General features: G+C 51.7%; 16 protein-coding genes and 19 tRNA genes. 29 read left to right on the top strand and 6 right to left on the bottom strand.

Annotated features, from left to right (window positions below; all coding sequences use genetic code 11):
• The 4 genes from D6M16_RS00955 to hemA all read right to left on the bottom strand — a co-directional run bounded on the left by D6M16_RS00955 (position 1) and on the right by hemA (position 3,733).
• Complete coding sequence (locus D6M16_RS00955; RefSeq protein WP_046221537.1) at positions 1 to 381, bottom strand: SirB2 family protein; 381 nt, start codon at positions 379 to 381, stop codon at positions 1 to 3.
• Between the two features lie 50 nt (positions 382 to 431).
• Complete coding sequence (prmC, locus tag D6M16_RS00950) at positions 432 to 1,277, bottom strand: peptide chain release factor N(5)-glutamine methyltransferase (RefSeq protein WP_120510170.1); 846 nt, start codon at positions 1,275 to 1,277, stop codon at positions 432 to 434.
• Positions 1,277 to 2,365, bottom strand: coding sequence for a peptide chain release factor 1 (gene prfA / locus D6M16_RS00945; RefSeq protein ID WP_120511817.1), 1,089 nt, complete (start codon positions 2,363 to 2,365; stop codon positions 1,277 to 1,279). Before prfA ends, prmC begins: the two co-directional genes overlap by 1 nt.
• Positions 2,366 to 2,458: 93 nt before the next feature.
• Positions 2,459 to 3,733, bottom strand: a complete 1,275-nt coding sequence (gene hemA, locus D6M16_RS00940; RefSeq protein WP_120510169.1) for a glutamyl-tRNA reductase — start codon at positions 3,731 to 3,733, stop codon at positions 2,459 to 2,461.
• A 291-nt stretch (positions 3,734 to 4,024) separates the two neighbouring features.
• On the opposite strand from hemA, the gene lolB reads away from it, so the two are divergent.
• From lolB to D6M16_RS00815, 24 genes are all read left to right on the top strand, one after another.
• Positions 4,025 to 4,690, top strand: a complete 666-nt coding sequence (gene lolB, locus D6M16_RS00930; RefSeq protein ID WP_240435502.1) for a lipoprotein insertase outer membrane protein LolB — start codon at positions 4,025 to 4,027, stop codon at positions 4,688 to 4,690.
• A gap of 19 nt (positions 4,691 to 4,709) precedes the next feature.
• A complete protein-coding gene (gene ispE / locus D6M16_RS00925) occupies positions 4,710 to 5,573 on the top strand; it encodes a 4-(cytidine 5'-diphospho)-2-C-methyl-D-erythritol kinase (protein WP_120511815.1) in 864 nt (287 codons plus the stop codon).
• Between the two features lie 31 nt (positions 5,574 to 5,604).
• A complete protein-coding gene (locus D6M16_RS00920; RefSeq protein WP_027253816.1) occupies positions 5,605 to 6,552 on the top strand; it encodes a ribose-phosphate pyrophosphokinase in 948 nt (315 codons plus the stop codon).
• 125 nt (positions 6,553 to 6,677) lie between these two features.
• A complete protein-coding gene (pth, locus tag D6M16_RS00915; protein WP_120510167.1) occupies positions 6,678 to 7,268 on the top strand; it encodes an aminoacyl-tRNA hydrolase in 591 nt (196 codons plus the stop codon).
• A 70-nt stretch (positions 7,269 to 7,338) separates the two neighbouring features.
• On the top strand, positions 7,339 to 8,430 hold the full coding sequence (gene ychF, locus D6M16_RS00910) for a redox-regulated ATPase YchF (protein WP_120511814.1): 1,092 nt from the start codon (positions 7,339 to 7,341) through the stop codon (positions 8,428 to 8,430).
• 266 nt (positions 8,431 to 8,696) lie between these two features.
• Positions 8,697 to 8,773, top strand: a tRNA-Met gene (locus D6M16_RS00905).
• Positions 8,774 to 8,810: 37 nt separating this feature from the next.
• A tRNA-Leu gene (locus D6M16_RS00900) sits at positions 8,811 to 8,895 on the top strand.
• Between the two features lie 4 nt (positions 8,896 to 8,899).
• A tRNA-Gln gene (locus D6M16_RS00895) sits at positions 8,900 to 8,974 on the top strand.
• A 46-nt stretch (positions 8,975 to 9,020) separates the two neighbouring features.
• Positions 9,021 to 9,097, top strand: a tRNA-Met gene (locus tag D6M16_RS00890).
• Positions 9,098 to 9,138: 41 nt separating this feature from the next.
• Positions 9,139 to 9,225, top strand: a tRNA-Leu gene (locus D6M16_RS00885).
• Between the two features lie 78 nt (positions 9,226 to 9,303).
• Positions 9,304 to 9,378: transfer RNA gene (locus D6M16_RS00880), tRNA-Gln, on the top strand.
• 40 nt (positions 9,379 to 9,418) lie between these two features.
• A tRNA-Met gene (locus tag D6M16_RS00875) sits at positions 9,419 to 9,495 on the top strand.
• Between the two features lie 35 nt (positions 9,496 to 9,530).
• A tRNA-Leu gene (locus tag D6M16_RS00870) sits at positions 9,531 to 9,617 on the top strand.
• Positions 9,618 to 9,649: 32 nt separating this feature from the next.
• Positions 9,650 to 9,734 (top strand) — tRNA-Leu (locus tag D6M16_RS00865).
• Positions 9,735 to 9,738: 4 nt separating this feature from the next.
• Positions 9,739 to 9,813, top strand: a tRNA-Gln gene (locus D6M16_RS00860).
• A gap of 83 nt (positions 9,814 to 9,896) precedes the next feature.
• A tRNA-Leu gene (locus D6M16_RS00855) sits at positions 9,897 to 9,983 on the top strand.
• A gap of 34 nt (positions 9,984 to 10,017) precedes the next feature.
• Positions 10,018 to 10,102, top strand: a tRNA-Leu gene (locus tag D6M16_RS00850).
• Between the two features lie 3 nt (positions 10,103 to 10,105).
• A tRNA-Gln gene (locus tag D6M16_RS00845) sits at positions 10,106 to 10,180 on the top strand.
• Positions 10,181 to 10,246: 66 nt separating this feature from the next.
• A tRNA-Leu gene (locus tag D6M16_RS00840) sits at positions 10,247 to 10,333 on the top strand.
• Between the two features lie 55 nt (positions 10,334 to 10,388).
• Positions 10,389 to 10,463: transfer RNA gene (locus D6M16_RS00835), tRNA-Gln, on the top strand.
• A gap of 35 nt (positions 10,464 to 10,498) precedes the next feature.
• Positions 10,499 to 10,575: transfer RNA gene (locus D6M16_RS00830), tRNA-Met, on the top strand.
• Positions 10,576 to 10,620: 45 nt separating this feature from the next.
• A tRNA-Leu gene (locus D6M16_RS00825) sits at positions 10,621 to 10,707 on the top strand.
• A 29-nt stretch (positions 10,708 to 10,736) separates the two neighbouring features.
• Positions 10,737 to 10,811, top strand: a tRNA-Gln gene (locus tag D6M16_RS00820).
• A 58-nt stretch (positions 10,812 to 10,869) separates the two neighbouring features.
• Positions 10,870 to 10,956: transfer RNA gene (locus D6M16_RS00815), tRNA-Leu, on the top strand.
• Positions 10,957 to 11,136: 180 nt separating this feature from the next.
• Here D6M16_RS00815 and D6M16_RS00810 read toward each other — a convergent pair.
• Positions 11,137 to 12,297 carry a 2-octaprenyl-3-methyl-6-methoxy-1,4-benzoquinol hydroxylase gene (locus D6M16_RS00810; RefSeq protein ID WP_120510166.1) on the bottom strand — a complete coding sequence of 387 codons (1,161 nt, stop codon included), beginning with the start codon at positions 12,295 to 12,297 and terminating at the stop codon, positions 11,137 to 11,139.
• 302 nt (positions 12,298 to 12,599) lie between these two features.
• Here D6M16_RS00810 and miaB point away from each other — a divergent pair, with 302 nt between their 5' ends.
• From miaB to lnt, 5 genes are all read left to right on the top strand, one after another.
• On the top strand, positions 12,600 to 14,024 hold the full coding sequence (gene miaB, locus D6M16_RS00805; RefSeq protein ID WP_120510165.1) for a tRNA (N6-isopentenyl adenosine(37)-C2)-methylthiotransferase MiaB: 1,425 nt from the start codon (positions 12,600 to 12,602) through the stop codon (positions 14,022 to 14,024).
• Between the two features lie 75 nt (positions 14,025 to 14,099).
• Positions 14,100 to 15,164, top strand: a complete 1,065-nt coding sequence (locus tag D6M16_RS00800; protein ID WP_027253810.1) for a PhoH family protein — start codon at positions 14,100 to 14,102, stop codon at positions 15,162 to 15,164.
• Positions 15,165 to 15,172: 8 nt separating this feature from the next.
• Positions 15,173 to 15,637: an rRNA maturation RNase YbeY gene (ybeY, locus tag D6M16_RS00795; RefSeq protein ID WP_120510164.1), complete on the top strand. Its 465-nt coding sequence runs from the start codon at positions 15,173 to 15,175 to the stop codon at positions 15,635 to 15,637.
• A 97-nt stretch (positions 15,638 to 15,734) separates the two neighbouring features.
• Positions 15,735 to 16,607 (top strand): CNNM family magnesium/cobalt transport protein CorC, encoded by an 873-nt coding sequence (corC, locus tag D6M16_RS00790; RefSeq protein WP_120510163.1) that lies wholly within the window; start codon positions 15,735 to 15,737, stop codon positions 16,605 to 16,607.
• Positions 16,607 to 18,166, top strand: a complete 1,560-nt coding sequence (gene lnt, locus D6M16_RS00785; protein ID WP_120510162.1) for an apolipoprotein N-acyltransferase — start codon at positions 16,607 to 16,609, stop codon at positions 18,164 to 18,166. The genes corC and lnt overlap by 1 nt, the downstream gene beginning before the upstream one ends.
• 65 nt (positions 18,167 to 18,231) lie before the next feature.
• Here the strand turns inward: lnt and D6M16_RS00780 are convergent, their stop codons facing one another.
• The gene (locus tag D6M16_RS00780) at positions 18,232 to 18,714 is read right to left on the bottom strand and encodes a zinc ribbon-containing protein (protein WP_120510161.1); all 483 of its coding nucleotides are present in this window, start codon (positions 18,712 to 18,714) and stop codon (positions 18,232 to 18,234) included.
• Between the last annotated feature and the right edge of the window lie 13 nt (positions 18,715 to 18,727).

Here is an 18,727-nt window from a genome sequence, read left to right as displayed (position 1 = left end):
TTACCCCAGCAACGGCATTTTAGTGACCGCCAGTTTGCCGGCCATAGCCAGCCAGCCTAAAGCACCGAGAAAAGCAAAGGTTTTAAAGACTTTGTTCTTGCCGTATTTCAGCGCGAAAAAGCCAAGCGCGATGTAAGCCAGCACACAGGTCAGCTTTTCATTCAGCCAGCCAGCGCCTGCTGTGAAGGGGGTAAAGCCAGTGTACACCACCAGGGCGACGCCGCTCAGCAACAAGAAGGTATCGACAACATGTGGCGTTATTTTCAGGGCTTTTTTCTGCATCAGCGCTGAATCGGCCATCATCAGGCCAAATCGCACCACAAATAACAGCACGCTCATGGCGATAATGGTCAGGTGAAAATGTTTTAATGCTATGTACATCTGGTTTTTCTCTTTATCGTTTCCTTCGAATCATGACTGGCCAGACGGCCTCAGACAGACCAGCAGCCTAAGCTTACCCTGTCTTGTCCGGCATAATCCTGAACGGTTATCACTTGTTGATAACCTAAATTGAAAAAAATGCCCCGTACGGCCTCGCCCTGCTGATAGCCATGCTCCAGCAGTAGCCAGCCACCTGGCGATAAAAATGTTCGGCTTTGTGCACAAATATGGCGAATGTCCGCCAGACCAGCGTCCTCTGCGACCAATGCCGTTCGGGGTTCAAATCGCACATCGCCTCTGACGAGGTGCGGGTCATTGGCATCTATGTAGGGCGGATTACTGACAATCACATCAAAGCGTTCAGTTTCGGACAGTGGCGAGAACCAGCTACCGCATAAGATACGCACATTCTGTAATTGCAGAGCGCGCCGATTTTCTTCAGCCAGTGCCGCCGCTTCCGGGCGCAAGTCGATACCAGTGAATTGACAATCCGGACGCTCAGAAGCCAGAGAAAGCGCAATCGCCCCGGTTCCGGTACCTAAATCGAGTACCGACGCTGCTGCAGGAATTTTCTCCAGCGCCGCTTCCACCAGCCGTTCCGTGTCCGGACGCGGGATCAAGGTATGAGGTGCTACTTTCAGCGGCAGTGACCAGAACTCACGCTCACCTGTGATATAGGCGACCGGTTCACCCGATTCACGACGCGCCAGCAGCGCTGAAAACGCGGCAGACTGCTCGTCGGTCAGCACTTTTTCAGGCCAGGTCAGCAGGTAACTGCGGGGCTTATTCAGCACATGACACAACAAGACCGCAGCATCAAGCTGCGGACTGTCAGAACCGGCATTAATCAGTTGCGTGACCGCTTGCTTAAGCGCAACTTCGATGGCGGGATTCATCAGTGCTGATCAGCCATGGCTGCAAGCAAATCCGCCTGGTGTTCCTGCACCACAGGATCAATCAGACTTTCCAGCTCACCTTCCATCACTTCATTTAAGCGATAGAGGGTCAGGTTGATCCTGTGATCAGAGACCCGGCCTTGCGGGTAGTTATAGGTTCGAATGCGATCCGAGCGATCACCAGAGCCCAGCAGGTTACGCCTTGTGCTGGCTTCTTCAGCATGGCGCTTCTCTTCTTCGGCCTTGATAATACGGGCTGCCAGCACAGACATGGCTTTCGCTTTGTTCTTGTGCTGCGAGCGCTCATCCTGACACTCGACCACAATGCCGGTTGGCAGGTGGGTAATACGAATAGCAGAATCCGTGGTGTTAACGTGCTGACCACCGGCACCGGATGCACGGAAGGTATCAATTTTCAAATCACCGGCATTAATTTCAGGGATTTCCGCCTCCGGGATTTCCGGCAAAATTGCCACAGTACAGGCAGATGTATGAACACGGCCCTGCGATTCGGTCGCCGGGACACGTTGCACCCGGTGTCCTCCTGATTCAAACTTCAGGGTACCGTAAGCCCCTTCCCCGCTGATCTTGGCGATCATTTCTTTATAGCCACCGTGTTCCGCCTGATTCGAGCTCATGACTTCCACTCGCCAGCGGCGACTTTCAGCAAATTTGCTGTACATGCGGAACAAGTCGCCGGCGAAAATACCGGCCTCATCACCACCGGCACCGGCGCGGATTTCGATGAAACAGTTGCGTTCATCATTGGGATCTTTGGGCAGCAGCAATACCTGTAATTCGTCTTCCAGGCGTTCAATATCTTCTTTCGCCTGCTTGATTTCTTCCTGCGCCATTTCGCGCAATTCCGGATCCTCTTCCCCGGCCATTTCTTCCGCGGTTTCCAGATCAGTCAGCACCTGCTGGTAAGCCCGAAAACACTGACTCACTTCCTCTAGCTGCGAATATTCACGAGACAACGCCCGGAATTTATCCTGATTGGCAATGATAGTGGCATCGCCCAGCAAATGCTGCACTTCCTCGTGGCGTTCAACCAGGGATTCTAATTTCGCTAAAATGGACGGTTTCATCATGTGTACAACATCAGATCCTAACAAGGATCCGCCTCAATCCGGTTCGGCAAGGCGCGATCATAAAAATTAATGCATGTAAAAAACACTGAGTCAGTCAGCCGACTGGTCTTTCAATGCACCTAACCCAAGCGTTTCACGAATAAGGGCCAGTTTCTCAGGCTCGCCATCATGGGCGGCTTGCTGCATGGCCTTGGTTGGCGCATGAATGAGCTTATTCGTCAAACGGTTGCTGAGCTCTGCCAGCACTTTCTCTGGTGCACTGCCGTTCGCCAGCGCTTGCAGACTGCGGCTCAGTAAATCATTTTTAATGTCATCGGCGTAGCATCGGTACTGGCGGATACTATCTACTGCTTCGAGCGAACGTAACCAGCGCATAAAAGCAGCGCTTTCCTCGCTGACAATGGCTTCGGCCTGGATCGCCGCGACTTTTCGCTGCTCGCGATTTCGTTCAACAATGCTTTCCAAATCGTCCACTGAATATAAATAGGCATCATCAAGCTCGCCAACTTCGGCTTCGATATCCCTGGGTACAGCGATATCAACCAGCAGCATAGGTTGATGGCGGCGTTTTTTCAGCGCTTTCTCGACCATGCCTTTGCCCACAATCGGCAATGGACTTGCCGTTGCACTGATAATGATATCCGCATTGTGTATATGGTCCGGAATCTCAGGCAAACTAATGACTTGAGCGCCAAACTCATCTGCCAGCCCCTGAGCACGCTCCGGAGTGCGATTGGCAATCATCAGGCTGCGACAACCGTGTTCAACCATGTGCCGGGCCACCAGTTCCGTGGTCTCACCGGCGCCGATAAGCAGCACTCTTGCCTCGCTCATCGACTCAAAAATCTGTTTGGCCAGAGTACAGGCTGCGAAAGCCACCGACACTGCATTGCCACCGATATCTGTTTCGGTTCTGACGCGCTTTGCCACCGAAAAGGCTTTCTGGAACAGTTTTTCCAGCATGCCGTGCATATTGTCATGGTCACGGGAATCTGAATACGACTGCTTGACCTGTCCCAGAATCTGCGGCTCACCCAACACCAGTGAGTCCAGACCACACGCCACCCGCATCAAATGACGCACCGCGGCCTGTTCTTCGTGAAAATAGAGACTGGACATCAGCTCTTCTGCTGACAGGTTATGAAAGCGGCTGAACCAGTCAATCATCACACCGGGTCCACTGTGACTGACATCGCAGTAGATCTCCGTGCGGTTGCAGGTAGAAACGATCACACCACTGTTGACTTCCGGATGCTGAGCCAGAGTCTGCAAGGCTTCTGTCAGTTTTTCCGGCGAAAAGGCAACACGCTCGCGCAGGTCTACAGACGCTGTTTTGTGATTGATTCCTAATGCAAGCAAGGTCATGGAGATGGTGTTACCTACTACCCGATGATAAAGATCCAGCAGGCCATTTTACTTGATGACCCTGCGTAATAAAAGGATATGACTCGATTCTGTCTGCCAGCGCATCATTTTATCACTCTGGCATCAAAACAAATCCTGACTTTACAGACAAATACCAAAAATGTCATGAACCAGTTTGTTTCCCCTTTTCTGACTCTGCCGTTCGTTCATGAAAGAGATTTCATCAGACAAGTCATGCTATTATTCTTTTACTTTCACATTATTCACTTACCTGTCGAATAAGGACATGTTATGCGAATGGCGTTTGCGCCTCTTTTTCTGTTCTCGTTTCAGTTGCCGCCAATCTTGACGCGAAAAAGTCCGCCACATAAAACACAACTTCTCGCCTTGCTGGCGCTGTTGTTAGCAGGCTGTAGCACGACACCGCCTACCGGCAAAGTCACCGACTGGAACAGCCACAGGCAAGCATTGTCGGCGGTCACCGCTTATCAGGCAACAGGCAAACTGGGCTACATCAGCCCGGCGCAACGTTTCAGTGCTAATCTGAACTGGAAAACCAATCCTGGTGCCGATCATCTGCTGCTGACAAACTTTCTCGGCACAACGTTACTCAAGCTGGACACCCAGCCAGGACGTGCGGTGCTGATTGATAATGAAGGCCAGCGCCATCAGGGCAGCGATGCCGCTCAGCTCGTCTTGTCGTTGACAAATATTGCCCTGCCCGTTAACCAGATGCGTGACTGGCTGCTCGGTCTGCCAACAGGGGCGGATAGCTATCAGTTAAATGCACAAAACCGCGTTGCTTACCTAACCAAACAAGTAGGTGATCAGCGATGGCAGCTGGACTATAACGCCTATGATGAAACAACGTCACCCGCTCTGCCTTCCAGGTTAGTCCTTTCGCAAGGCAAACAGCGAGTAACTCTGATAATCAACCGTTGGCAAACACAACAATAAATTGACGCACATTCAAAAAATGATCACACACACAACAAGCTGGCCAGCACCCGCTAAACTTAATCTGTTTCTCTACATCACGGGACAACGTCCGGACGGTTATCATGAACTGCAAACTCTGTTTCAGTTCTTAGATTACGGTGATACCTTGTCGATCACAGCGCGAGCCGACGGGCAGATAACCCTGACCCCGGCTATTGAGGGTGTGCCACTAGCGCAAAATCTGATTTACCGCGCCGCGGATGCCCTGCGCAAAAAAACAGGCCTTCAGGCAGGAGCAGATATTCACATTCAGAAGATTTTGCCTATGGGTGGCGGCCTGGGTGGTGGCTCATCGAATGCGGCGACAACCTTGGTCGCATTAAACTATTTGTGGCAAACCGGATTAAGCGCAGACGAACTGGCTGATATCGGTTTGACGCTTGGGGCGGATGTGCCCGTGTTTGTCCGTGGTTTCAGTGCATTTGCCGAAGGGATCGGAGAAAAACTCCAGCCCGCGCAACCGGAAGAAAAGTGGTATCTGGTTGCCAAGCCAGATGTCGCCATTGCAACCGCAGATATATTCACAGCGCCCGATCTAACCCGAAACACGCCAATACGGCCTTTATCTGTGTTATTAGCCGGCAATTACGAAAACGATTGCGAAAAAATCGTCAGAAGAATTTACCCTGAGGTTGATAAGGCGCTTTCGTGGCTGTTAGAATACGCGCCGTCGAGATTGACCGGCACTGGCGCTTGTGTTTTTGCTGAATTTAGCTCTCAGCAAGCGGCTACTGCAACCCTGAAAAAATTACCCGACTGGCTCCAAGGTTTTGTCGCCAAAGGGGTGAATCATTCACCTTTGATGACCGCCCTGAGCGGACATGCTGCGGAAAGTCAGTAAATACAACTTGGACGCAATTGAGGTTTACCCCGTGCCTGATATGAAGCTGTTTGCTGGTAACGCTACACCAGAGCTAGCCCAACGCATCGCTGACCGTCTTTACATTTCACTTGGAGACGCGACAGTGAACCGTTTCTCCGATGGTGAAGTCTGTGTTCAGATTAATGAAAACGTTCGCGGCAGCGACGTCTTTATCATCCAATCGACTTGCGCCCCAACCAACGATAACCTGATTGAACTGGTAGTGATGATCGACGCCCTGCGCCGTGCCTCTGCTGGCCGTATCACAGCGGTTATCCCTTACTTTGGCTATGCCCGCCAAGACCGTCGCGTCCGTTCTGCTCGTGTTCCTATTACAGCGAAAGTTGTTGCTGATTTCCTGTCCAACGTGGGTGTTGACCGCGTGCTGACTGTTGATCTGCATGCCGAGCAAATTCAGGGCTTCTTTGATGTGCCGGTAGACAACATCTTCGGTTCACCTGTCCTGCTGGAAGACATGCTGGCCAAAGAGCTGCAAGATCCAGTGGTTGTTTCTCCAGACATCGGTGGTGTTGTCCGTGCCCGTGCAACCGCCAAACTGATGGATGACACAGACATTGCGATCATCGACAAGCGTCGCCCACGTGCCAACGTGTCACAGGTCATGCACCTGATTGGCGATGTTGAAGGCCGTGACTGCATCATTGTTGATGACATGATCGACACCGGCGGTACGCTGTGTAAAGCCGCCGAAGCGCTGAAAGAGCGTGGTGCGAAGCGTGTGTTCGCTTACGCTACCCACCCTGTTTTCTCAGGCAACGCTCCAGAGAACATCAAAAACTCTGTGATTGATGAAGTGATAGTGACCGATTCTATCCCACTGTCTCAGGCAATGCTGGATACAGGTAAAGTCTCTGTTCTTACTCTGTCTGGTATGCTGGCTGAAGCTATCCGCCGCATCAGTAACGAAGAGTCTATCTCTGCGATGTTTGAGCACTGATAACTCAGCAAACAGAATGACAGTCAACACGCCCCGCCCTGTGCGGGGCGTGTTTGTTTTTATTTATCTCTGCAGCAGTGTTAACATAGCGCGCGATTTGATCCCGATGACATAGAGAGACCAGCGTGAGTCAAAAAATCCGTTTACTGGTTGGCCTGGCAAACCCAGGTCCGGAATATGCCAAAACACGCCACAATGCGGGTGCCTGGGTCGTGGAAGAGTTGGCACGGATCCACAACATCAGCCTCAAGAACGATCCCAAGTATTTTGGTTTAACTGGCAGGATCCAGCTTAATGGTGACGATTTGCGTTTGCTGATCCCCACCACCTTTATGAATCTGTCCGGTAAATCCGTTTCCGCACTGGCGAATTTTTATCAGATATCGCCGGAAGAAATCCTGGTTGCCCATGACGAGCTGGATCTGCCCCCTGGTGTCGCCAAGTTCAAACAAGGCGGCGGTCACGGAGGTCATAACGGGTTAAGGGATATCATCAGCAAGCTGAGCAACAACAAAAACTTTTACCGTCTTCGGGTAGGCATTGGTCATCCCGGCGACAAAAATAAAGTGACTGGCTTCGTATTGGGTAAAGCCCCTTCCAGCGAACAATCTCAGATTGACGCCGCGGTAGACGAATCCGTTCGCTGTCTTGATATCTGGCTGAAAGACGGCCTGACCAAGGCGCAAAACCGGCTACATTCATTCAAAGCCGAATAAGTTAATACAGACTTTTTCATCATCCCGCACAATGCCGGATGCCGGAAACATCACTAAAGGGTTTCAAGCCATGGGTTTTAAATGTGGTATCGTGGGCCTGCCAAACGTAGGTAAATCCACACTTTTCAATGCGTTGACTAAAGCGGGTATCGAAGCCGCTAACTTCCCGTTCTGTACTATTGAGCCAAACACGGGTGTGGTTCCTGTACCGGATCTGCGTCTGGATAAGCTGGCTGCCATTGTCAACCCAGAGCGTATCCTGCCTACCACTATGGAGTTCGTAGACATTGCCGGTCTGGTTGCCGGTGCTTCCAAAGGTGAAGGTTTAGGGAACAAATTCCTGGCCAACATCCGTGAAACCGATGCGATCGGCCACGTTGTTCGCTGCTTCGAAAACGACAACATCGTGCACGTTGCAGGCAAGATCAATCCATTAGCAGACATCGAAATCATTAATCTGGAACTGGCTCTGGCGGATCTGGATACTTGTGAGCGAGCTATTCAGCGTCAGGCCAAGCGTGCTAAAGGCGGTGATAAAGACGCGAAATTCGAAATCACAGTACTGGAAAAAATGCTGCCAACGCTGACTGAAGGTGGCATGGCGCGAGCTGTCGAACTGACCAAAGAAGAAAAGGCCGCGATTGATTACCTGAACTTCCTGACTCTGAAACCGACCATGTATATCGCTAACGTTAGCGAAGACGGCTTCGAAAATAATCCGTTTCTGGATATGGTGATTGAGCACGCAAGCAAAGAGAACGCTGTCGTTGTCCCTGTCTGTGCGGCTATCGAATCGGAAATTGCTGAATTGGATGATGCTGACCGTGAGGAGTTCCTGGCAGATCTGGGTATTGAAGAGCCAGGCCTGAACCGTGTGATCCGCTCTGGCTACGAACTGCTCAATCTGCAGACTTACTTCACGGCAGGTGTTAAAGAAGTCCGCGCCTGGACTATCCCGATTGGTGCCACCGCACCTCAGGCTGCCGGTAAGATCCACACCGACTTTGAAAAAGGCTTTATCCGTGCCGAAGTGGTCGGTTATGAGCACTTCATCGAATTTAACGGTGAAAACGGTGCGAAAGAAGCCGGTAAGTGGCGTCTGGAAGGTAAAGATTACATCGTTAAAGATGGCGATGTCGTCCACTTCCGCTTTAATGTATAACCTGTAGCCAACACCTCAGATATTGGGCCGGCTTTTATGCCGGCCTTTTCATTTTCATTCCCCTGCTGTTTCTTTTTTACCCTGCAAATCACTCATCTAGCATGGCATTCGGCCATTTCGTCCAAATAACCATCGAACAGGCAGATTTTACGGGGATTATTAAAAAAACTATTGACGCTCAAAGCTGGTATACGCATAATGCGCCCCGTTCCCGAGACAGCAACCCTGTACTGGACAGCGCTTGCGCTGACTGTTTCGGACACGTTGGCTACGTAGCTCAGTTGGTTAGAGCACATCACTCATAATGATGGGGTCACAGGTTCAAATCCCGTCGTAGCCACCATATCACCACTTGAAATGGTGATAAAAAACAGTAAGATGCGGAAGTGGCGAAATTGGTAGACGCACCAGATTTAGGTTCTGGCGCCGCAAGGTGTGAGAGTTCAAGTCTCTCCTTCCGCACCATTTTAGGGCTATCGCCAAGCGGTAAGGCAGCGGCTTTTGATGCCGCCATTCCCTGGTTCGAATCCAGGTAGCCCTGCCATCTTACTCAGCGTGGACATAATTGTCGGCGTTATAAAAAATTGAATGGCTACGTAGCTCAGTTGGTTAGAGCACATCACTCATAATGATGGGGTCACAGGTTCAAATCCCGTCGTAGCCACCATAAATTCATCATTCGAAGATGAATAGTTCACCCAGTGTATTGCGGTGGTGGCGGAATTGGTAGACGCGCTAGCTTCAGGTGCTAGTGCCCGCAAGGGCGTGAGAGTTCAAGTCTCTCCCTCCGCACCAATCTCTGAGGTGAACACTTAAGAAGTGGACAAGTAACCATTTCTTGCTTGAATTGCACAATTCTTTGTGACATTCTGCAGGGCTATCGCCAAGCGGTAAGGCAGCGGCTTTTGATGCCGCCATTCCCTGGTTCGAATCCAGGTAGCCCTGCCACATTACTTGACGTAGGCAACGCCGGCGTTTAACACAAAGTGGCTACGTAGCTCAGTTGGTTAGAGCACATCACTCATAATGATGGGGTCACAGGTTCAAATCCCGTCGTAGCCACCATCTCACAACATGTGAGAAAAAAGATGTCATTCCACGCGGTGGTGGCGGAATTGGTAGACGCGCTAGCTTCAGGTGCTAGTGTCCGCAAGGACGTGAGAGTTCAAGTCTCTCCCTCCGCACCAATGACATCCTTGCCTTAACAGGCAGACAATTTGCGGAAGTGGCGAAATTGGTAGACGCACCAGATTTAGGTTCTGGCGCCGCAAGGTGTGAGAGTTCAAGTCTCTCCTTCCGCACCATTTTAGGGCTATCGCCAAGCGGTAAGGCAGCGGCTTTTGATGCCGCCATTCCCTGGTTCGAATCCAGGTAGCCCTGCCATGTTTCATGATGTCGACATTGTCGGGATCATCCCTGTAAAAAGGGACTAGGGTGAGTGTCACCCTTAAAGAAAAGTCACACATGCGGTGGTGGCGGAATTGGTAGACGCGCTAGCTTCAGGTGCTAGTGTCCGCAAGGACGTGAGAGTTCAAGTCTCTCCCTCCGCACCAGTGACTTTTCAGATGTTTACACATCATACAATTTGCGGAAGTGGCGAAATTGGTAGACGCACCAGATTTAGGTTCTGGCGCCGCAAGGTGTGAGAGTTCAAGTCTCTCCTTCCGCACCATTTAGGGCTATCGCCAAGCGGTAAGGCAGCGGCTTTTGATGCCGCCATTCCCTGGTTCGAATCCAGGTAGCCCTGCCATATTTTACAGTGTGGGTTTCGGCCGGTACTGTGATACAGAGTTACATTACAAACTGAATACCACGTGCGGTGGTGGCGGAATTGGTAGACGCGCTAGCTTCAGGTGCTAGTGTCCGCAAGGACGTGAGAGTTCAAGTCTCTCCCTCCGCACCAAATTTTTAGTTGTGAGTGAAAGTTAACACGACTTAGATCTGAAAAGATCACCAGCAGGGCTATCGCCAAGCGGTAAGGCAGCGGCTTTTGATGCCGCCATTCCCTGGTTCGAATCCAGGTAGCCCTGCCATTAACAACACGCTGTTAAATTAGCGTTTTGAAAATGGCTACGTAGCTCAGTTGGTTAGAGCACATCACTCATAATGATGGGGTCACAGGTTCAAATCCCGTCGTAGCCACCATTTTCATCCTCTACCATGGTTGAAAATGGAAAAGAGTCAATACACGCGGTGGTGGCGGAATTGGTAGACGCGCTAGCTTCAGGTGCTAGTGCCCGCAAGGGCGTGAGAGTTCAAGTCTCTCCCTCCGCACCAATTGACTTTTGATATTGTTCTGAGACTTTAGGGCTATCGCCAAGCGGTAAGGCAGCGGCTTTTGATGCCGCCATTCCCTGGTTCGAATCCAGGTAGCCCTGCCATATTGATGCTGACCTATAGTGTCAAAAAAGTTAGAGACTCAGTCTCTTTCACCATGTTGCGGTGGTGGCGGAATTGGTAGACGCGCTAGCTTCAGGTGCTAGTGTCCGCAAGGACGTGAGAGTTCAAGTCTCTCCCTCCGCACCAACTCTCTGTTCAGACAGGGGTTGTAAAACATTGAGATATCATCTGAGGATAATATCTATTAAGAAGCCAGCTCTTTAGCTGGTTTTTTTATATCCCAATACCCGCTCACTCCCGCAACTCTCTTATCACGCAGATAAAAAAGCCACGCAGAGGTGGCTTAGAAGTCAGTTACCATGTCGCTTATAAACCAAGCGCATACTTCAGTACTTTATGTTTCAGCGGTCCGGTATGCTCGGCCAGTTTAAGGCCAAGATTTCGCAGCAAGGCAACGGGTTTAAGATCATTGCTGAAGACACCGTAAAACACATCCATTCCGGTCTGCATCATCAGATTATCGGGTCGTCGGCGCCTCTCATAACGTTGAAGCACCTGCTCTTCAAACCAGTGCTCTCCACCGTGCGCCATTTCATCAAGCAGGACATCAACGTCTTTAAAGCCGAGATTCACTCCCTGCCCCGCCAGCGGATTAATGGTATGTGCGGCATCTCCAAGCAAGACTATCCCGTCTTTATAGTAAGACTGGGCGTGGCGGCGTGTCAGCGGAAAACTGCCTTTGTTCAGCACACGAACCGCACCGAGTTCGGCAGGAAACTCACTCAGCACTGCGTTTTCCAGTTGCTGTACAGACATGGCCGATAACTGTTTGATCCGCTGCGGGCTGTCATACCAGACGAGCGAACCACTGTGACCCGGCATCGGCAGAAAAGAACGAGGGCCGTGCGGTGTAAACTGCTGCCAGGTAATATCTTGTTGGGGCAGCGCAGTTTCAACATTGATCAGCATGCAATGCTGACGATAATCCCAGGCCGTAATCCCGATATTAGCTTGCTGACGAACGCGGGAATTCGCACCATCCGCACCGACAAGCCAGCGGGTTTTCAGCACCTGACCATTATCCAGTGTGACATCATAACCTTCATCTGCACGCTGAAAATGCGCTAAACGGGCAGGACAGATCAGTGACAGATTGGAATAACCTTCAAACGCCTGCCACAAACCCAGCTGAATCAGACGGTTCTCCACCATAAAGCCCAGCTCAGCTAACCCAAGGTCACTGGCATGAAAACGGGTGCGGCATTCCGGATGCTCCCAGGTTTCCAGACGCCGGAAAGGACACATTCTCATAGCCTGGATATGTGGCCATGCACCCAGACGGTTCAGCAGAGTGACCGACTGGGCAGAAATAGCAGACACACGCAGATCCATCTCCTGTGCGGAGTCAAAAGGCACCGGAGGCTGACCTTCAATCACCGCCACTCTGCGCCCCTGCCGGGCCATTCCCAATGCTGCCGCAGCACCCACCATGCCGCCGCCAGCAATCACAATATCAAACTGTTCCATGCAGGTATCTCATCTCATTACTCTGCCGACATTCTAACGGCTTTACGCGGGTTTACTACACTCAACACTTTCTGCGGTCTCTTTTCTGTCATCTTTGGCACTGAAGCTTGATCTGTACCAATTGCCACGGGCCAGAGACGCGCCTGCTGCTGATTTTATAATCAGCATGGATGATCTGGTCACGCCGTGTCGAAAGCAGTACAATACGCGGCTTGCAATTTAAGGCGGCCCCAGAGGCGACCTCTGACGCTGCAAACGCAACGTAAATGCACTGAATTAACACTACGAGTGAAGAGTTAGACATGGCGAAGAAACTGCTTATCAAAACCTGGGGTTGTCAGATGAATGAATACGATTCATCCAAGATGGCCGATCTTCTCAACGCCAATGGCGGTTATGAATTAACAGAAGAACCAGCAGAAGCCGATGTACTGCTACTTAACACCTGCTCTATTCGCGAAAAGGCACAGGAAAAAGTCTTCCACCAGCTGGGCCGCTGGAAAACACTGAAAGACAAAAAGCCAGGCCTGGTGATTGGCGTAGGCGGCTGTGTCGCCACTCAGGAAGGGGATTCCATCCGCGACCGTGCCCCTTATGTCGATGTGATTTTTGGCCCGCAAACGCTGCACCGTTTACCTGAAATGATCAGCAAGTCGCAGTCTTCCGATGCGCCTGTCATGGACATCTCTTTCCCGGAAATCGAGAAATTCGACCGCTTGCCAGAGCCACGGGCCGAAGGCCCTACCGCGTTCGTGTCTATCATGGAAGGCTGTTCCAAATACTGTACATTCTGCGTGGTACCATACACACGTGGTGAAGAAGTCAGCCGCCCGCTGGATGACGTGCTGTTCGAAATCGCACAATTGGCAGAGCAAGGTGTACGCGAAGTGAACCTGCTGGGCCAGAATGTCAACGCCTTCCGTGGCGAGACCCATGACGGCGAGATAGCAACATTCGCTGAATTACTGCGTCTGGTGGCTGCGATTGACGGTATCGATCGCATTCGCTATACCACCAGCCACCCGATTGAGTTCACCGACGATATCATTGCCGTTTATGAAGACACACCGGAAGTGGTGAGCTTCCTGCACCTGCCGGTACAGAGCGGTTCAGACCGTATTCTGGCAATGATGAAGCGTCCGCACACTGCCATCGAATATAAGTCCAAAATCCGCAAGCTGCGTAAGGCTCGTCCGGACATTACCATCAGCTCTGACTTTATCGTGGCTTTTCCCGGCGAATCTGATCAGGACTTTCAGGACACCATGAAACTGATCCGCGAAGTCGACTTTGACATGAGCTTCAGCTTCATTTATTCGCCGCGCCCGGGTACACCGGCTGCCGATTACCCTTGTGACCTGTCGGAAGAAGTGAAGAAAGCGCGTTTGTATGAACTGCAACAGCAGATCAATGCGCAGGCGATGCGTTACTCCCGTCAGATGCTGGATACTGAACAACGTATTCTGGTTGAAGGTCCGTCGAAAAAGAACATCATGGAGCTACGCGGCCGTACTGAAAACAACCGTGTGGTGAACTTTGAAGGTTCAGTGGATTTGATCGGCCAATTTGTTGATGTCAGAATCACAGATGTATTTAACAATTCCCTGCGTGGTGAGCTTGTCCGCACTGAAGCCGACATGAACCTGCGTATTGCCATGTCTCCCAGCGAGGTCATGGAAAAAACCCGTAAAGAAGATGAAATAGGTGTAGGCGTTTATACTCCTTAATAAGAGGACAGAAATTTCTGCCTGTGCCCAACTATTCCGGCCACCCGTCACAGTGGGTGGCCCACTGAGAGGCAAATCTTGAGCAAAATTATTACTGTTGAACTGAATCTCGAACCCGCCGATAACCACCGCCTGGCCAGCCTTTGCGGTCCTTTCGACGACAATATCAAGCAGCTTGAACGTCGTCTGGGCGTTGAAATTAATCACCGCAGCCACAATTTCAGCATAGTCGGCCAGCCACACACTGCTGAAGCCACAGCCAATATCCTTAAGAACCTGTATGTTGACACCGCACCGGTACGCAATGTAATTCCGGATATTGAGCCTGAGCACATTCACCTGGCGATTAAAGAATCAGGTGTGCTGGAGCAGGATGTGAGTTCAAGTATCCCTTACGGCAAAGAAATTCACATCAAGACCAAAAAAGGCGTCATCAAGCCGCGGACACCGAACCAGGCACAGTACATTGCCAATATGGTCGGTCATGACATCACTTTTGGTATTGGTCCTGCCGGTACGGGGAAAACCTACCTGGCCGTTGCAGCAGCGGTTGATGCACTGGAACGTCAGGAAATTCGCCGCATTTTGCTGACCCGTCCTGCCGTGGAAGCCGGTGAAAAGCTGGGCTTCCTGCCGGGGGATCTGAGCCAGAAGGTCGATCCGTATCTGCGCCCGCTTTACGATGCCTTGTTTGAAATGCTGGGTTTTGAGCGAGTAGAGAAGCTAATAGAGCGTAATGTCATTGAAGTGGCACCACTGGCTTATATGCGCGGCCGGACACTGAACGATGCCTTCATCATTCTGGATGAAAGCCAGAATACGACAGTAGAACAAATGAAAATGTTCCTGACCCGGATCGGCTTTAACTCACGGGCAGTGATCACCGGCGATGTCACCCAGATCGACTTACCACGCGGTGCGCGCTCCGGGCTGCGCCATGCTATTGAAGTGCTGGCCGATGTGGATGAAATAAGCTTTAACTTCTTCCAGGCCACTGACGTGGTTCGCCACCCTGTCGTGGCGCGTATCGTTCAGGCGTATGAAGCCTGGGAGAGCGAAGATCAGAAACAACGAAAACTGGCTGAACAACGCCGCCGCGACCAGCAGGAAGCGCGCCAGGCCAGCCCTGAAACGGAATAATCTTACAGATGGCTATTTATCTGGATTTACAGCTTGCCACCGCTGATGAGAGTGGCATGCCGACTGAAGCTGACTTTCAGCGCTGGCTGGACGCGGCGGTGACTCCGTTTCAAACCGAAGCCGAAGTAACTGTGCGGTTGGTTGATGAAGCCGAAAGCCAGGCGCTGAACAGTGAATACAGAGGGAAGGACAAGCCGACCAATGTGCTGTCTTTCCCGTTTGAAGCGCCTCCGGGTGTTGAACTGGAGCTGCTGGGCGATCTGATTATCTGTCGTCAGGTCGTTGAAAATGAGGCTCTGGAACAGAGTAAACCCTTGTTTGCCCACTGGGCACATATGGTTGTACACGGCTCACTTCATCTGCTAGGTTATGACCATATTGATGACGAAGAAGCCGAAGAAATGGAAGCCCTGGAAACCGAGATAATGCAAGGTTTAGGGTTTGCCAATCCTTACGAAGCTGACCAATACTAACATCAGCTTCAGGCTGTCTTTGGCTAAGATACTGTCGGCTGCGCCTGTGGCGACGCCGGCCTTCCGTGGCGCTGTCCACATATTTGAATAGAAAGCAATGAACGACGATAACCCCCAAAATTCTGACGGTCCGAGTCGAAAGACCTTCTTTGAACGTATTGGCCAGCTCTTTCAGGGCGAACCTCAGAATAAGGAAGAACTGGTCGATGTGATCCGTGATTCCGAAGAAAATGATCTGATTGATCATCACACTCGCGACATGCTCGAAGGTGTGATCCAGATTTCTGAGATGCGGGTTCGGGACATCATGATTCCCCGCTCCCAAATGACCACCATAGAGCGTTCACAGAAGGTTGAAGACCTCATTGATATCATTGTTGATGCCCAGCACTCGCGCTATCCGGTCATCAGTGATGATAAAGACCACGTTGAAGGTATTCTTCTGGCAAAAGATCTGCTGCGCTACCTGCGCCCGGACAGTGAGCCATTTGACCTCAGCGCCATTCTGCGTCCGGCGGTTGTTGTGCCGGAGAGCAAGCGGGTAGATCGCCTGCTGAAAGAATTTCGGGAAGAACGCTACCACATGGCCATAGTGGTCGATGAGTTTGGTGGCGTATCCGGCTTGATCACCATTGAGGATATTCTGGAGCAAATCGTTGGTGAAATCGAAGATGAATTCGACGACGAGGAAGAACAGGAAATCCGTCAGTTAAGTAAGCACACCTGGAATGTGAAGGCATTGACCACTATTGATGACTTCAACAAACTGTTCCAGACCAACTTCAGTGCTAACGATATCGACACCATAGGCGGACTGGTCATGACCAGCTTTGGTCACCTGCCTGCCCGCGGTGAAGTGGTCGAACTGGAAGGCTATGCGTTCAAAGTTACCGCCGCAGACAGCCGCCGGGTCATACAATTACAAGTGACCGTGCCACAGGAGGCACACCAACCAACGATGACGCCCTGATGAGACGAATCGACAAACTAAACCTGACAGGACGGCTGCTACTGGCCGTCCCTTCCGGCGCACTGGCAACCCTGTCTTTCGCCCCTTATAAGCTCTGGTATCTCGCCCCGCTCTCCCTGATTATTTTCTTTACTCTGCTGCAGAGTCAACGCCCTAAAGCCGCCTTCTGGACAGGTTTGTCATGGGGGTTAGGATTATTCGGCAGTGGTGTTTGGTGGGTACATGTCAGCATTGCCGACTTTGGCGGTATGCCGGTTATTGCCGGCCTGTTCCTCATGGTGCTGCTGGTCGGTTATCTGGCGCTCTACCCTGCCTTGTTCGGCGCCTTGTTTGCCCGGTTCGGTCAGGGCAGGCCTTTCCACCAGCTGATGTTACTGGGGCCGGTTTTCTGGCTGCTGCTGGACTGGGTCAGGGGCTGGTTATTTACCGGCTTTCCCTGGTTATGGATGGGCTATGGACAAATCCACGGCCCGCTGGCCAGTTTCGCGCCGATACTTGGCGTTGAAGGTCTGACGCTGGCATTGGTGCTGAGCTGTGGTGCGCTGGTCGCCGCCGGCTATTACCGCAACTGGCGCCCCTTGACCGTACCTGTGCTGGTCTTGCTGCTGGCGTACCAGGTAAAGGGCATTGAATGGGTTCAGCCTGAGCCCTATAAACCGGTCAAAGTCGCGCTGGTGCAAGGCAATGTCCCACAGGCATTAAAGTGGCAGCCAGAGCAGCGCTGGCCAACCCTGATGAAATACCTGGATCTCACCCGTGAAAACTGGGATGCCGATATCATTATCTGGCCGGAAGCCGCCATTCCCGCGCTGGAAAAGCAGGTAGAGACCTTCCTCAGCCACCTTGATGAAGCCGCCCGTTTGAATCAAAGTGCCGTGATTACAGGCGTGCTTGATAAAACCGAACAGGGTGAGTTTTTCAATAATATACTGACGCTGGGTATCAACCGTGACGGTGAATACCGCTACGATAGCGCCAGCCGGTACAGTAAGCACCACTTGCTGCCGTTTGGGGAATTTGTGCCTTTCGGTGATTTACTGCGCCCGATTGCGCCGTTTTTCAATCTGCCGATGTCATCATTCAGCCGCGGCAATTTTGTCCAGGACAATCTGGAAGCCAAGGGGTATGCTCTGGCTCCGGCCTTGTGCTATGAAATCGCGTTCAGCGAGCAGGTACGCCAGAATGTGGGCATAGACACCGACATGCTGCTGACCTTATCCAATGATGCCTGGTTCGGCCGCTCTATTGGCCCGCATCAACACATGGAAATCGCACAGATGCGGGCTCTTGAGACGGGTAAGCCCTTACTGCGTGCCACCAACACAGGCGTGACAGCCGTTGTTGATCACCAGGGGCAAATCATTGCAGAGCTGCCGCAGTTCGAAACCGGCGTACTGCGTGCCACAGTGACCCCGACCAAGGGTCTGACGCCCTACACCACGCTGGGCAGCTGGCCGCTTTACTTATATCTGCTTTGGTCCGTAGCTGTTTCCTGGCTACTGATTAAACGCCGCCGGGGCGATTTCAGGGACACCACCCCGCAAGAAGGCGTCCACTAAAGCAAGCGAAAATCCGCCAGACAGGGAGCAGCAAGCTCCCTGTCGCTTTTTCAGCAGCCGCTGTTTTACGGCGCCAGAGGCTGACGGGTGAACTGGGTGTGCCCACACTTAGTGCAGGGTTCAATCGTACGGACATGCGTATACTGCTGATGGTGTCCGCACTGCTCGCAGACCAGGTTACCCAGGCCAACTACCTCACCGGCTTTATAGATGCCCTGATGCTTGATGTCATCCATCACCTCCAGCCATTCCAGCTGCGTTTTATCGGTCACCTCAGCCAGTCCCTCCCAAATCGTCTCAGCCACCAGCTTGTAAAACGGACTTTCAGAGAAAGGTGTCGGGCTTTCCTGTACGTTTTGCCCGAACTCTTTCAGATCCCGTTTGAAATACGCACGAATCAGCGCCAGTTCATCTTTGGTCATGTCACTGGCCGCAGTGCGATACTTTTCACTGGTATCAATCCAGTGTTTGAGTTCATCTGGGCTATGTTTGAGAGCTTCGGTGATCTCTTCCAACATAGATTCATACGCATCTTTTTCTTTGGCCATGTGAGTTTCTCCT

The organism is Photobacterium salinisoli (assembly GCF_003614885.1).
Classification (GTDB): Bacteria; Pseudomonadota; Gammaproteobacteria; order Enterobacterales; family Vibrionaceae; genus Photobacterium; species Photobacterium salinisoli.
This window is presented reverse-complemented; position numbering and strand designations above follow the sequence as displayed.